Origin of the sequence: Providencia sp. PROV033 (assembly GCF_028484855.1) — a bacterium.
GTDB lineage: Bacteria > Pseudomonadota > Gammaproteobacteria > Enterobacterales > Enterobacteriaceae > Providencia > Providencia alcalifaciens.
Genome location: NZ_JAMPSW010000050.1, coordinates 13,839 through 28,853, shown reverse-complemented (window position 1 = coordinate 28,853; position 15,015 = coordinate 13,839). Strand labels below are relative to the sequence as shown.

At 44.0% G+C, this 15,015-nt stretch carries 14 protein-coding genes and 1 pseudogene; 13 read left to right on the top strand and 2 right to left on the bottom strand.

Annotated features, from left to right (window positions below):
- From PSF16_RS10335 to PSF16_RS10325, 3 genes and pseudogenes are all read left to right on the top strand, one after another.
- Positions 1–164: pseudogene (locus PSF16_RS10335) on the top strand (NAD(P)/FAD-dependent oxidoreductase); the annotation flags it as partial.
- A 13-nt stretch (positions 165–177) separates the two neighbouring features.
- Positions 178–570 carry a hypothetical protein gene (locus PSF16_RS10330; protein WP_006661011.1) on the top strand — a complete coding sequence of 131 codons (393 nt, stop codon included), beginning with the start codon at positions 178–180 and terminating at the stop codon, positions 568–570.
- Between the two features lie 14 nt (positions 571–584).
- A complete protein-coding gene (locus PSF16_RS10325; RefSeq protein ID WP_006659393.1) occupies positions 585–1,775 on the top strand; it encodes a methionine gamma-lyase in 1,191 nt (396 codons plus the stop codon).
- A 65-nt stretch (positions 1,776–1,840) separates the two neighbouring features.
- On the opposite strand, the gene PSF16_RS10320 is transcribed toward PSF16_RS10325, so the two are convergent.
- Positions 1,841–3,208, bottom strand: a complete 1,368-nt coding sequence (locus PSF16_RS10320; RefSeq protein WP_272689216.1) for an amino acid permease — start codon at positions 3,206–3,208, stop codon at positions 1,841–1,843.
- Positions 3,209–3,385: 177 nt separating this feature from the next.
- Between PSF16_RS10320 and queE the strand changes: the two genes are divergently transcribed.
- Positions 3,386–4,057 (top strand): 7-carboxy-7-deazaguanine synthase QueE, encoded by a 672-nt coding sequence (gene queE, locus PSF16_RS10315; RefSeq protein ID WP_006659391.1) that lies wholly within the window; start codon positions 3,386–3,388, stop codon positions 4,055–4,057.
- A 48-nt stretch (positions 4,058–4,105) separates the two neighbouring features.
- Here queE and queD read toward each other — a convergent pair whose 3' ends face one another.
- A complete protein-coding gene (gene queD, locus PSF16_RS10310; protein ID WP_036967979.1) occupies positions 4,106–4,471 on the bottom strand; it encodes a 6-carboxytetrahydropterin synthase QueD in 366 nt (121 codons plus the stop codon).
- Positions 4,472–4,735: 264 nt separating this feature from the next.
- Here queD and cysJ point away from each other — a divergent pair, with 264 nt between their 5' ends.
- The 9 genes from cysJ to ispD all read left to right on the top strand — a co-directional run bounded on the left by cysJ (position 4,736) and on the right by ispD (position 15,011).
- Positions 4,736–6,541, top strand: coding sequence for an NADPH-dependent assimilatory sulfite reductase flavoprotein subunit (gene cysJ, locus PSF16_RS10305; RefSeq protein ID WP_036975305.1), 1,806 nt, complete (start codon positions 4,736–4,738; stop codon positions 6,539–6,541).
- A complete protein-coding gene (gene cysI / locus PSF16_RS10300; RefSeq protein ID WP_006659388.1) occupies positions 6,541–8,286 on the top strand; it encodes an assimilatory sulfite reductase (NADPH) hemoprotein subunit in 1,746 nt (581 codons plus the stop codon). The genes cysJ and cysI overlap by 1 nt, the downstream gene beginning before the upstream one ends.
- On the top strand, positions 8,283–9,017 hold the full coding sequence (locus tag PSF16_RS10295) for a phosphoadenylyl-sulfate reductase (protein ID WP_006659387.1): 735 nt from the start codon (positions 8,283–8,285) through the stop codon (positions 9,015–9,017). The genes cysI and PSF16_RS10295 overlap by 4 nt, the downstream gene beginning before the upstream one ends.
- A gap of 336 nt (positions 9,018–9,353) precedes the next feature.
- Positions 9,354–10,766: a siroheme synthase CysG gene (gene cysG, locus PSF16_RS10290; protein WP_272689215.1), complete on the top strand. Its 1,413-nt coding sequence runs from the start codon at positions 9,354–9,356 to the stop codon at positions 10,764–10,766.
- Between the two features lie 14 nt (positions 10,767–10,780).
- Entirely contained in the window at positions 10,781–11,689 is a 909-nt protein-coding gene (gene cysD / locus PSF16_RS10285; RefSeq protein WP_006659385.1) for a sulfate adenylyltransferase subunit CysD, read from the top strand.
- A gap of 22 nt (positions 11,690–11,711) precedes the next feature.
- Positions 11,712–13,154: a sulfate adenylyltransferase subunit CysN gene (gene cysN / locus PSF16_RS10280; RefSeq protein WP_272689214.1), complete on the top strand. Its 1,443-nt coding sequence runs from the start codon at positions 11,712–11,714 to the stop codon at positions 13,152–13,154.
- A gap of 4 nt (positions 13,155–13,158) precedes the next feature.
- Positions 13,159–13,767, top strand: a complete 609-nt coding sequence (gene cysC / locus PSF16_RS10275; protein WP_006659383.1) for an adenylyl-sulfate kinase — start codon at positions 13,159–13,161, stop codon at positions 13,765–13,767.
- Positions 13,768–13,925: 158 nt separating this feature from the next.
- Positions 13,926–14,222, top strand: coding sequence for a cell division protein FtsB (gene ftsB / locus PSF16_RS10270; protein WP_006659382.1), 297 nt, complete (start codon positions 13,926–13,928; stop codon positions 14,220–14,222).
- Positions 14,223–14,282: 60 nt separating this feature from the next.
- Positions 14,283–15,011, top strand: coding sequence for a 2-C-methyl-D-erythritol 4-phosphate cytidylyltransferase (gene ispD / locus PSF16_RS10265; protein WP_272689213.1), 729 nt, complete (start codon positions 14,283–14,285; stop codon positions 15,009–15,011).
- Positions 15,012–15,015 lie beyond the last annotated feature (4 nt).

The window sequence follows — 15,015 nt, the reverse complement described above, 5'->3', positions numbered from 1 at the left end:
GACGAGTGCAAGCGGTTGCTCAAATGGGGTTAACGGCAGGCATGCCTTTGCAATATGATTATAAGCACGATGTTATTCCTACTCCACCAACGAAATTGGGTGGATTACTAAGAAATGGTTTCAATAGAGGTATTTATTGGGCGGCAATTCGTGGCTTAGTTTAATAAGGAATTAAAAATGTCGAATAATGAAAGTCAAAGTAAACTGGTTGAACTATTAAGTTCTGATGCGGGTAATCATTTTGCTGAGAAATTAGCGCCATTATTACAGTTAAATCGCCTAGACAATATTGTTGATTTACTTTCCCTAGTTTCCGATCTTGTGGACATATTAGATAACAGTACAGTAGAAAGATTATCAAACTCTTTTGAAGATACTTTAGTTCCTGTCTGGGAATTAGGTACTGCCTATAATATGGCTAAAATGGAAGGTATTCATGATAGTAAAAATCCCAATTTTCGCTCAGTGTATGGATTATTAAAAGATCCTAATACATTGCGTGGAATTACAACACTTTTGCGAACAATGCAAATTGTTGGTTCTCGATTATCTCAATCCCAAGGAGGGTAATTTTCGGAGGTGGTATGAGTTTAGATATAAAACGTTCTTTTGAAACACGGGCGATCCATAGTCATTATAATTCACAGGATCATTTAGGCTCTTTAGCTTCACCTATCTACCAAACATCGACTTATGTGTTTAAAAGTGTAGAAGAAGGCGCTGCCTATTTTAGCGGTGAAAAGGATGGCTATATTTATACCCGAATTAATAACCCAACATTAAGTCTATTAGAAAATAGAATTTCCTCTCTTGAGGAGGGAGAAGCGGCTATTGTGTTCTCCTCTGGTATGGGCGCAATTACCTCAACGTTTTGGTCATTATTAAATCCGGGTGATGAGCTGTTAGTTGATCTAACTGTTTATGGTTGTACTTATGCCTTTTTTCATCATGGATTGGCTCGATTTGGTGTGAAAGTTCGTCATATTGATATGAGTGAGCCGGAAAATTTGGCACAAGCAATTACTGAAAATACGCGGATGATATTCTTTGAGTCGCCTGCTAACCCGAACATGCGCTTAGTGGATATTGCTGCGGTGAGCCAAATTGCTCATCAGCATAATATTTTAGTAGCAGTCGATAACACTTATTGCACACCGTATATTCAAAAACCACTGGTTCTTGGTGCAGATATTGTTCTGCACTCATTAACTAAGTACATGAATGGTCATGGCGATGCGATGGGGGGAGCGGTGATCACCACCGCAGAGCGTGCGAAGCATATAAGATTAGTGGGCTTAAAAGATATGACAGGGGCGTGTTTATCTCCTCATGATGCGAATCTGATTATCCGAGGGCTTAAAACCTTGTCTGTTCGTATGGATAGGATTGTCCAAAGTACACAAAAAATTGCTGAATATTTAGAAGCGCACCCGCAGGTGGTGGCAATTATGTACCCTGGCTTACCGAGTTTTGAGCAGTATCAATTAGCTCAAAAACAGATGGAATTAGCGGGAGGAATGATTGCCTTTGAACTGAAAGGGGGATTGGAGGCAGGTAAACGGTTTTTAAATCATTTAACACTGTTTTCACGTGCAGTTAGCTTAGGAGATTGTGAGTCATTAGCACAGCATCCGGCAAGTATGACCCACTCCACCTATACACCGGAAGAAAGGCAACAATATGGTATTAGTGATGGATTGATCCGTCTTTCTATTGGCTTAGAAAATGTGGATGAGTTGATTGCCGACATTCATCAAGCACTCAGTGTTGAGTAACGTATCTTGATAAAAAACAGCCCTATATGTGTACGATGTAGGGCTGTTTTATTCATCAATGTTTATTAACGTTTTTGGTAATAACGCATGGCAAAGAAGGTAATGCTGAGTAACGCAACCCAAACAAAGCCGACAATGAGTGCTACCTGTGTATCTTTAAAGAAGCCTAATAATGCGATAACAAACACCATGAATGCGATGGTGATTGCAGGACCTACTGGCCAGAAAGGCACTGGGAATTTCAGCTTCTTAATTTCTTCTTGGCTCATCTTACGGCGCATCGCAACTTGGGACAGTAAGATCATTAACCAAACCCACACAGTCGCGAAGGTTGCAATCGAGGCAATAATAACAAAGATTTTTTCAGGTAACAGATAATTCAGGTATACGCCCAGTAACATCACGACGGACATCACGAGAACCGTTACCCACGGCACACCGCTTTTAGTCAGTTTGGTAAAGACTTTTGGTGCTTGCCCATCTTGAGCCATACCGTACATCATCCGACCCGCACCAAAAATATCACTGTTGATCGCAGAAATTGCTGCGGTGATCACCACGATATTCAAGATATTTGCTGCAGATTGGATCCCTAAACTATCGAAGATTTGTACAAATGGACTGCCATTTTGACCGATTTGGTTCCATGGATAGATGCACATCAGAATAAACAGTGTTAACCCGTAGAATAATAGGATACGGATAGGGACTGCATTAATCGCTTTTGGGATGGTTTTTTCAGGGTTTTGCGCTTCACTGGCGGTGATACCAATGACTTCTATTCCCCCAAAGGCAAACATGACTATTGCTAAAGAGGCTATCACCCCTTCGATACCATTAGGCATAAACCCGCCATGTTTCCACAAGTTTTGGATACCCACTTCATGGCTAGTTTCTTGACCAAAGCCGTAGATCATCAAGAAGGCACCACCGACAATCATGGCGATAATGGCGCTGACTTTTATAATTGAAAGCCAGAATTCCATTTCACCAAAAATCTTAACGTGACACAGATTGAGCGCACTGATAAATAATACGATACTTAAGACCCACACCCATTGATCAACATGTGGGAACCAGAATCCCATATACATCCCAAAGGCGGTAATATCGGCTAAGCAGACGACCAGCATTTCAAATACGTAGTTCCAGCCAGTTAGAAAGCCTGCGAGTGGACCCATATAATGGCTTGCGTAGTGAGAAAATGAACCGGGGACTGGATGATGAACCGCCATTTCGCCGAGGGCTCGCATCACCATAAACACCGCGGCACCACCTAACATATAAGCCAGTAACACCGCTGGACCCGCAGCTTGAATCGCAGACGCAGAGCCGTAGAATAGACCAGTACCAATCGCCGACCCTAAGGCCATAAAGCGAATGTGCCGGACACTCAGTCCCTTTCTGAGTTGATTTTGTTCACTACTTTGCATGTCTTTTCCTGTCATTAACTTTATTTCGAAATATTGTACCGAATATTGTTTCGGTTTCGTTGATTGAGTTGACGTACTTTCCTGAACGCAGGGTGACTACATTATCACAAAGTGCATTGCCCGCGAGATAGATATCTGCAATATAATATGCGCCAAATGGAATCTTCTAGGAGCAATATGAAATACCCAATAAATGAAATCTTCCAAACTCTACAGGGGGAAGGTGTTTTCACTGGTGTCCCCGCTGTTTTTATTCGTTTGCAAGGCTGTCCTGTTGGTTGTAGTTGGTGCGATACCAAACAGACATGGGATAAAGAACCTGCGAAAGAGTCCACATTGGGTGATATTGCATTAAAAACACAAGACAGTGATTTCTGGGCGATGTCCGATGCTGAGAGTTTGATTCAACTGATGCTGCAAAATGGTTATACCGCAAAACATATCGTGATAACCGGTGGAGAGCCTTGCATTTATGACTTAACGGCATTAACGCAAACGCTTGAAGCCAATGGCTTTCAATGCCAAATTGAAACGAGCGGTACATATCCGATTCTCTGCACTGAAAATACGTGGGTTACCGTCTCCCCCAAAGTGGGAATGAAAGGAGGGCTACAGGTGCTTGAACAGGCGATTAATCGTGCCAATGAAATTAAGCATCCTGTCGCGAGAGAAAAAGACATTGAAGCGCTTGATCAGCTGCTTTCTCTACGCACCCAAGGTCAGCTTCCAATTGTCGCGTTGCAACCGATTAGCCAAAAAACGTCTGCCACTAAGCTGTGTATCGATACCTGCATTCAACGTAACTGGCGTTTATCTATTCAAACACACAAATATTTGAATATTCAGTAACCAACGTGTGTTGAGCTGTAGGTGATGACTTACAGCTCAATAAAGGTCTTATTCCTCACCGCGATAAACACAACCTGCATTACAGGTCTCTTTGACCGTAATGGCACTCAACAAGGGCAGTAATGGTTTAGTTTGTTGCCAAATCCAACGAGCAAGTACTTCACTGGTCGGGTTTTCTAAGCCTTCTATCTCATTTAAATAGTGGTGGTCTAGGCGTTCATAGATAGGATTAAAGGCGCTTTTCACATCAGCAAAATCCATGATCCATCCAGTATGAGCATCAATTTCACCCGTAATTTCTAAGCGCACCATGAAAGAGTGCCCATGCAGGCGACCACATTTATGCCCTTCAGGTACATGAGGAAGGCGGTGTGCCGCTTCAAAGTGAAAATCTTTGTAGATGGTTGTGCTCATAAATTTCTCCTTACTAATGTTTAGCAGCGTATTCTACTGCTATTTTGACTCAAAATGTCGTTATTTATCGATTTCTGGCTAATCTTTTTATTCGATATTCATCATCGAATATTTTCTTTAGGATTTTTAGCTATTAGTTATGGCTATAGTTTCTTATCTTCCTAGTTATGGCTGTTATAACCTCTATCCTCATTTGGGATAGAGAATGGCATGAATGACTTTTATTGACTATTCAATGATGGATCACGTTGGAGTGACAAAATAATGCAAAACAAGCAACCTCCATTATCAGCATTACCGATTTCTACGGAGCAATTAGGGCGTTTACAGACCGCTGTGGGAGATTTTTCATCTCATCAGTTGGCATGGTTATCAGGCTATTTATGGGGCATGGTGAATCAAAATAGTGCTGTGGGTGAAACGGTTCCCGCTACGCTTGTCCCCCAAGAAACAGTGACCATTATTTCAGCCTCTCAAACAGGCAATGCCCGCCGCCTTGCTGAACAACTTAGAGAGAAACTCCTGAGTGAAAAGATCAGCGCGAATTTAGTGAATGCGGGTGACTATAAATTTAAGCAAATCAATCAAGAAAAAGTCGTTATTATCGTGGCATCGACTCAGGGTGAAGGGGAACCTGCGGAAGAGGCGGTGGCTTTGCATAAATACCTGAACTCGAAAAAAGCCCCAGATCTTTCTGCAACTCATTATGCCGTTTTTGCACTTGGTGACTCTTCCTATGAACATTTTTGCCAAGCTGGAAAGGATTTCGATTCCCAGCTCGCGAAGTTAGGGGCAAGTGAATTGCTACCACGGGTTGATGCTGATGTGGAGTATCAAATATTGGCCGATGAGTGGGTGAGTACACTGACACAAATTTTAAAAGCGCGTGTGCCTGCTCAGTCAGATAGCCAGCTTATAAACACTCAATCTGGCAGTGTGAACCAGCTAGACTCTTCCCCATACACTAAAACGGCACCGCTCACCGCAACGTTGTTGAGTAACCAAAAGATAACTGGGCGCGGGTCTGACAAAGATGTTCGCCACATTGAGATTGATTTAGGGAACTCGGGGTTGCGTTATCAACCCGGCGATGCGCTTGGCGTGTGGTTTGATAATGACCCAGCCTTAGTGGATGAGCTGATTGGCTTATTGTGGTTACACGGGGATGAGGACGTGTTTATCGGTCAGCAGCGTCATTCACTGCGCGACGCGTTAACTTACCAACTGGAGCTGACTCAAAATACCCATTTGATCGTCGAAAAATATGCTCAGCTATCAAAAGATGATGGCTTGCTGGCGCTAATTAGTGATAAACCGGCCATTATGCAATATGCGCAAACCACGCCAATCGTCGATATGGTACGTCAAGCGGCGGCACAGCCGAGCGCGCAAGAATTTGTTGATTTACTGCGTCCACTGACGCCTCGTTTGTACTCTATTTCTTCTTCTCAGGCTGAAGCAGAGGATGAGGTTCATGCAACGGTTGGTGTCGTACGTTATGACATTGAGGGACGCCCAAGGACAGGGGGCGCTTCTGGATTTTTAGCGGATCGTCTTAAGGAAGGAGACGAATTACGGGTATTTATTGAACATAATGATAACTTCCGCTTACCCGCAGATTCAAATACGCCGGTGATTATGATTGGACCGGGAACGGGGATAGCCCCATTCCGCGCTTTTTTGCAGCAGCGTGATAATGACGGTAGCGCAGGTAAAAACTGGTTGTTTTTTGGTAATCCGCACTTTGTTGACGACTTCTTATATCAAGTGGAGTGGCAGCGTTACGTCAAAGATGGCTTGCTGACTCATGTGTCATTGGCATGGTCTCGGGATCAGGCTCAAAAAGTGTATGTCCAAGACAAATTACGTGAGCAAGGTCGTGAAGTGTGGAATTGGATTCAGCAAGGTGCGCACATCTACGTGTGCGGGGATGCAAACCGTATGGCGAAAGATGTGGAACAAGCATTATTGGATGTCATCAGCGAGCACGGGCACATGGATGAAGAGCAAGCGGATGACTTTTTAAGTGAGCTGCGTGTGATGCGCCGTTATCAGAGGGACGTTTATTAATGAGCAATGAACATCAACAAGCTGCACCTCAACCACCTTTAGTGGTCGAAGGGAAGCTAGCAGACAGCGAGCGTATGAAGCAGCAAAGTAACTATTTACGAGGCACCATCAAAGAGGATCTTAAAAACGGTCTTACTGGGGGTTTTGATGGCGATAACTTCTTACTGATCCGTTTTCACGGTATGTATCAGCAAGATGATAGAGACATTCGAGCCGAGCGTGCAGAACAGAAATTAGAACCACGCCACGCGATGATGCTACGTTGCCGTTTACCTGGGGGAATAATCACGCCAAAGCAGTGGCTAGATATCGATAAGTTTGCCTCTGAGCACACATTATACGGCAGCATTCGTATCACTAACCGGCAAACGTTCCAGTTCCACGGCATTCTTAAAGGGGATGTGAAGCCTGCCCATCAGATGCTCAGCCATGTGGGACTTGATGCGTTAGCTACGGCTAACGATGTAAACCGTAACGTACTGTGTACCTCTAACCCTGTACAGTCTGAATTGCATCAGCAAGCCTATGAATGGGCGAAAAAAATCTCTGAGCATTTGCTACCTCGTACGAGTGCGTATGCTGAGATTTGGTTGGATAAAGAAAAGATTGTGACCACCGATGAAGAGCCGATTCTAGGGCAAACTTATCTTCCTCGGAAATTTAAAACCACCGTCGTGATCCCACCACTTAACGATGTGGATCTCCATGCCAATGACATGAATTTCGTGGCAATTGCAGAGAAAGGGCAACTTATTGGTTTTAATGTGCTGGTGGGCGGTGGATTAGCAATGACCCACGGCGATACGAATACATTCCCACGCCTTGCGAGCGAATTTGGTTTTATTCCATTAGATAAAACCTTGGCGGTCGCGGAAGCGATAGTGACCACCCAGCGGGATTGGGGAAATCGAACGGAGCGTAAAAATGCCAAAACCAAATACACTCTCGAACGAGTTGGGGTTGAGGTTTTTAAAGCGGAAGTCGAAAAGCGCGCAGGTGTACAGTTTGAGATCATCCGCCCCTATCAATTCACTCAGCGCGGAGATCAAATTGGTTGGCTAAAAGGGATTGATAACCGCTGGCATTTGACGCTATTTGTAGAAAATGGGCGTTTAATTGATTTAGCGGATAAGCCATTAAAAACCGGTGTTGCAGAAATTGCCAAGATCCACAAAGGCGATTTCCGTTTAACGGCGAATCAAAATTTAATTGTGGCAGGTATTGAGGAAGAGGATAAAGCGGCGATAGAGCAAATTGCCCTTGATCACGGTTTAATGAGCCGTGAAGTAACCCGTCAGCGTGAAAATTCGATGGCGTGTGTGTCATTCCCTACATGCCCTCTAGCAATGGCGGAAGCAGAACGTTTTTTGCCTGAATTTGTCAGCGAAGTTGAAAAAATCATGACTTCCCATCACGTGGCGGATGAGCACATTGTACTACGCATTACAGGGTGCCCAAATGGCTGTGGTCGCGCGATGCTCGCGGAGGTGGGGCTCGTTGGTAAAGCCCTTGATCGTTATAATCTGCATCTAGGTGGTAATCGAATTGGTACGCGTATTCCTCGGATGTATAAGGAAAATATCAGTAGCGCAGAAATTTTATCTATCCTTGATGAATTGATTGGTCGGTGGGCAGCTGAGCGTCAGCCTAATGAAGGTTTTGGTGACTATCTGGTCCGTGTTGAGGTGGTGAAACCCGTTCTCAACTCTGCGGTTGATTTCTACGAGGTTAAGGAGGCGGTATGAGCCGACTTCAGTTAGCGCAACTTCAGCAGTTAGATAAGCGAGATCAAGAGGCTTATCTGCATGAATACAATCTGCAACTCGAAGCGATGAGCGCCTTGGAACGCGTTGAGTGGGCAGTGGAACACTTACCCGCTGAGTTTGTCTTGTCATCCAGTTTTGGCATTCAAGGTGCTTTAGCATTGCATTTGGTGACACAAATCGTACCGAATATTCCGGTTATTTTAACGGATACAGGGTATTTATTTCCTGAAACCTATCAGTTTATTGAACAATTAACTGAGCGACTTGCTTTAAATTTAAACGTGTACCGCTCGCCTATTAGCCCTGCATGGCAAGAAGCGGTACATGGACAGCTGTGGACTCAAGGGATTGAGGGAATTGAGCGTTATAACCAATTAAATAAAGTCGAGCCAATGTCTCGGGCACTACGGGAATTGCAGGCTCAGAGCTGGTTTTCAGGGCTGAGACGGGAACAGTCTGCCAGTCGTGCAGAATTACCTGTACTGAGCATAGGTCGTGGTATTTTTAAAATTCTGCCAGTGATTGACTGGAATAATAAGGATGTTTATCAATACCTCACTAAACATAACCTGCCATACCACCCATTATGGGAAAAAGGGTATTTGTCGGTGGGGGATACTCATACGAGTCGACCGTGGGAGCCGGGTATGAATGAAGAGCAAACTCGTTTTTTTGGTTTAAAGCGCGAATGTGGGCTTCATGAAAACTAACACTTTTCATAAAAATTAAAGTGTTTCGTTAAAATAATTAATTACTTGCTTTAATAATAAGTAGAAAATAATTTTATTTGTTTAATAACAAAGGGATGCCATTATCTTTAATAAAGGCATCCCTTTATTGTTTTTTATTATGAATTCTTTGTTTTTTATTATTTAATCAGGCTATTATCCCTGAAAATAAGCTGATTTTACTTGGTTTTGTCGACTTTATTTACCTTATGCCTTTCTGTTCCTATTCATGCTTTTTTGTCATTTCAAAGTCACGAATTCACACCATATAGTCAATTTCATTGCTCTTATAATTAAAATGTTGGATGGAAGTGATATATGGATTACTTACCTTTATTTGTGAGTTTGCGCGGTCGTCAAGTGGTACTGATTGGTGGCGGAGTCGTGGCGGCACGAAAAGCCGAGTTACTACTTAAAGCTCATGCATCGCTGGTGGTCATTTCTCCAGAGCTATGTGAAAGCTTGTATGAGGCTTATCAACAAAATCAATTGTTATGGGTACAAGCGTCTTACCAGACTCAGCATCTTGATGGTGCTTATTTAGTGATAGCTGCAACGGACGATCACGCTCTCAATGAGAAAGTTTTTCATGATGCGCAGCAGCACCACATTTTTGTTAATGTGGTGGACGAACAGCCACTATGTTCATTTATTGTGCCATCCATTATTGACCGTTCTCCTGTCATTGTTGCTATTTCATCGGGAGGTACTGCACCGGTCTTAGCGAAATTGTTGCGTGAAAAACTGGAAGCCATGCTCCCGCTATCACTTGGCAAGATGGCAGAGATTGCAGGACGTTGGCGTGAGCGTGTTAAGCAGCGTTTAACCAAATTAAGTGAGCGTAAGCGTTTTTGGGAGCGCAGTTTTAGCGGGCGTTTTGCATCTTTGGTAGAAAGCGGGCAATTGGATGATGCAGAAAAACAACTTGAACAACAATTGACTGAGCCAGATAACCAAGGGGAACTCACCTTGGTGGGGGCTGGACCTGGTGATGCAGGACTGTTAACACTCAAAGGTTTGAGGGTACTGCAAAATGCTGATGTGGTGCTATATGACCATCTAGTGAGCGCGGAAATTCTTGACCTTGTACGTCGCGATGCAGACAAAATTTGTGTCGGAAAACGGGCGGGCAACCACAGCGTAACTCAAGAAGAAACCAATCAATTGATCATCAAATATGCTCAGCAAGGTAAAAAAGTCGTGCGCTTAAAAGGCGGTGACCCGTTTATTTTTGGTCGCGGAGGCGAAGAGCTGCAAGTCGCTGCTGAGGCTAAAATTCCTTTCCAAGTGGTTCCAGGGATCACTGCGGCGATTGGTGCAACCGCGTATGCCGGAATTCCACTGACTCACCGAGATCACGCTCAGAGTATCACGTTTATTACAGGTCATTGCCGACAAGGTGGTGCAGAGCTGGATTGGCAAGCACTAGCGCGTGGTCACCAAACGCTGGCTATCTATATGGGGACCGTGACGGCTGACAATATTCGCCAGCAGCTTATCCAGCATGGACGTCACCGAAATACGCCTGTAGCGGTGATCGGTTGCGGAACCCGTCAGGATCAAAAAGTGGTGGCTGGCGCATTACATGAATTGGAGTCATTGGCTCAACAAGCCCCCGCACCTGCATTAATCGTCATTGGCGAAGTGGCGGCATTACATCAACAGCTGGCATGGTTTGGTCAGCAACCCGAAACCATTCAATGGCGTTCAGCGGTGCTGGAATTGGCTTAAGCGAGGAGTGAATCATGAACGAAAAAAAATTAACCCACTTACAGCAATTAGAAGCGGAAAGTATTCATATTATTCGTGAAGTTGCTGCTGAATTTGCAAATCCAGTAATGCTCTATTCGATAGGAAAAGACTCTTCCGTGATGCTGCATTTAGCGCGTAAAGCGTTTTATCCCGGTACGATCCCATTTCCGTTACTGCACGTTGATACGGGGTGGAAATTTCGTGAAATGTACCAGTTTCGTGATGAAACTGCGCAAAAGTACGGTTTTGAATTACTCATCCACCGTAACCCTGAAGGGGAAAGATTAGGCATTAACCCATTTGTGCATGGCAGTGCAAAACATACTGATATCATGAAAACGGAAGGCTTAAAACAAGCGCTAGATAAGTATGGCTTTGATGCTGCTTTCGGTGGTGCAAGGCGGGATGAAGAGAAATCACGTGCGAAAGAGCGCATTTATTCATTTCGTGATCGCTCTCACCGTTGGGACCCGAAGAATCAACGCCCTGAGCTCTGGCATAACTATAATGGCCAAATTAATAAAGGCGAAAGTATCCGCGTTTTTCCATTATCTAATTGGACCGAGTTAGATATTTGGCAATATATCTACTTGGAAAATATCGATATTGTTCCTCTCTATTTTGCTGATGAGCGACCTGTGATTGAGCGTGATGGAACATTGATCATGGTCGATGATGGGCGAATCCAGCTAAAAGCGGGTGAAGTTATCACCAAGAAAAAAGTCCGTTTTCGAACATTAGGATGCTGGCCACTGACTGGGGCTGTGCCATCGAATGCCAGTACGTTACCGGAAATAATCGAAGAGATGTTGCTATCCACCACCAGTGAGCGTCAAGGGCGCTTGATTGATAGTGACCAATCCGCCTCTATGGAGCAGAAAAAGCGCCAAGGCTATTTTTAATCAATCGGTAAGGAACAATATCATGGCTGAACTGGCTTACAACGACGCAATTGCGCATCAAATCCAACAACAAGGGGGCGTGGAGGCTTACTTACTCGCTCAGCAGCATAAGGGATTATTACGCTTTTTAACCTGTGGAAATGTGGATGATGGCAAAAGCACCTTGATTGGTCGCTTATTGCATGACACTCAACAAATTTATCAAGATCAGCTGTCTGTTTTACAAACGGACAGTAAGCGAATAGGGACGCAAGGCGAAAAGTTGGATCTGGCGTTGCTGGTGGATGGATTAGCCGCCGAGCGTGAACAGGGGATCACCATTGATGTGGCATATCGTTATTTTTCAACGGAAAAACGCAAGTTTATCATCGCAGATACCCCAGGACACGAGCAATACACTCGCAATATGGCGACAGGTGCGTCAACCTGCTCGTTATCTATTCTGCTGATCGATGCTCGAAAAGGGATACAAGAGCAAACTCGGCGTCACAGTTTTATTAGTACGCTACTGGGGATCCGCCATTTGATCGTTGCTGTGAATAAGATGGATTTGGTGGATTATAGTCAGTCTGTATTTGAAAAAATTCAGCGTGATTACCAGCAATTTGCTGAACAATTGCCCGTTGATCTCAACGTTTGGTTTGTGCCTATTTCTGCACTGGATGGGGATAATATTGTATCGCCAAGTGATAATTTACCGTGGTATCACGGCGAAACATTATTGTCGCTATTGGAAAATGTGCAAGTCACTCAGACCGCAGCGGAACAGCCATTACGCTTTCCTGTGCAATATGTGAATCGTCCAAATTTGGATTTTCGTGGGTACAGCGGCACATTGTCATCGGGAATTATACAGGTGGGACAGCCGATTAAAGTGCTGCCATCTGGCACGACTTCCACCATCAAAGAGATTGTGACGTTTGCTGGTAATCAGTCTTCTGCAATTGCTGGAGAAGCGATTACCTTAGTTCTCAGTGATGAAATTGATATTAGCCGCGGTGATTTGATTGTCGCTGAAAATGAACACTTACTTGCCAGTCAGCATGCGTTAATCGATGTTGTGTGGATGTCAGAACAGCCCCTAGTACAAGGGCAGCAAGTGGATATCAAAATTGCAGGTAAGCGTAGCCGAGGCAAAGTAGAGAATATCCAGTATCAAGTGGATGTGAATAACTTGACTCAGAAAGTGGCGACGGAACTTCCATTAAACGGTATCGGTTTAGTTGAATTTTCATTCGATGAGCCATTGTTACTGGAAAATTATCAAAGTAATGGCGATACCGGCGGCATGATTTTGATTGATAGGTTAACTAACGTAACGGTTGGCGCTGGGTTGGTTCGAGAAGCTCAGTCTGAAGACGCCATCCATAGCAGTGAATTTAGCCAATTTGAAATCGAGCTTAATCAATTGATTCGCCGTCATTTCCCTCATTGGGGTGCTCGCGATGTGTTAGGTGGGAAGTAGTACCATGAGTTCACAAGAAAATATTGTTTGGCACCAACACACGGTGACTCGGCAGTGGCGCGAACAACGTAATGGACATAAAGGCGCGGTATTGTGGTTTACAGGGTTATCGGGTTCAGGGAAATCCACATTAGCGGGGGCGGTTGAAGCTCAGCTCGCGGCTTTGGGTATGCAAACCTATCTGTTGGATGGGGATAATATACGCCATGGGTTATGTGGCGATTTAGGGTTTAACGAACCAGATAGGCAGGAAAATATTCGGCGTATTGGCGAAGTGGCCAAGCTGATGGTCGATGCTGGATTGATAGTTGCAACGGCATTTATTTCACCGTACCAAGAAGATAGACAGCGAGTTCGGGCGTTATTTGAGCCTGACCAGTTTTATGAGTTGTATGTTGATACACCAATCGAGATTTGTGAAGAGCGTGACCCAAAAGGGTTATATCGGCAAGCTCGTGCGGGAAAAATTGCCCATTTTACTGGGATCGACGCACCTTATCAGCCTCCTGAAAATCCAGAGCTGCACCTTGATGGAACGCGTTCTATTGATGATTCTTTAATGCAGATTATTCAACTGCTTCAGCAAAAAAAGACCATTTCTATAGCAAATTGATTTTACTTAAATATCATCCTTTTCTACATTTATAGGGAATTGGATGATATTTAATCTCTTCTAGCGCGAAAAATTCTGACTTTTTAGACAATATTTGCATCACAGTAGCGTCACGCGCTCAGTTATGGGATGATTAGCAAATCATTTCAGGGGGCAAGATGGGTAAATTAACGCTACTATTAATTGCGATATTAGCTTGGTTACAATATTCCTTATGGTTAGGCAAAAATGGCATCCATGACTATGTAAAGGTCAAAGATGATGTTGCTGCGCAGGAAATTGTGAATTCGCGCTTAAAACAGCGCAATGAACAGCTATTTGCAGAAATTAATGACTTGAATGATGGTCAAGATGCAATTGAAGAACGGGCACGTAGCGAACTTGGCATGTTAAAGCCTGGTGAGTCATTCTATCGAATGGTCAAAGAGCGTAATAATTCGCCGTCATCTCAATAACCATCATTTAGGGTATATTACACCCAATAGCCTGATAATTTCTGATGTAAGACTCGAATCATGATAAATCCAATAACATCAAGCGCAGCACCGATTGTTGCGCTTATCCCCGCTGCGGGAATCGGAAGCCGCATGAACGCGGATTGCCCAAAGCAATATTTGTCGGTCGCGGGTAAAACGATTATTGAACACACCATTGATGCTTTGTTACGTAGCCCTGACGTACAGCAGATAGTGGTCGCATTAAGTGCTGAAGATGATTATTTTCAACACCTTGATATCGCCAAAGATCCTCGTGTCGTGACAGTTATTGGGGGAAAAGAACGCGCGGACTCAGTCTTGTCAGGACTCAACTATCTTATTAAACAACCTGAGTATGATAATGCTTGGGTTTTAGTGCATGATGCAGCACGCCCATGCCTGCATTTAGATGATTTAAATACAATTATTCAGTTAGTGACCAAAAATGATTGTTGCGGCGGCATATTGGCTGCTCCCGTTCGGGATACGATGAAACGCGGGACTGCGGGTACACAAAATATATCTCATACCGTTGAGCGAGAAGCTCTTTGGCATGCCCTGACTCCGCAGTTTTTCCCATTAGAATTATTACGTAACTGTTTAGATAAGGCATTGAAAGAGAACGCTGTTATCACCGATGAGGCTTCCGCACTGGAACATTGTGGTTATCAACCGATATTAGTATCAGGACGTGCTGATAACTTTAAGGTAACGAGACCAGAAGATCTGGCATTGGCAGAATTCTATCTTTCAAGAATGAAATCATAAGGAA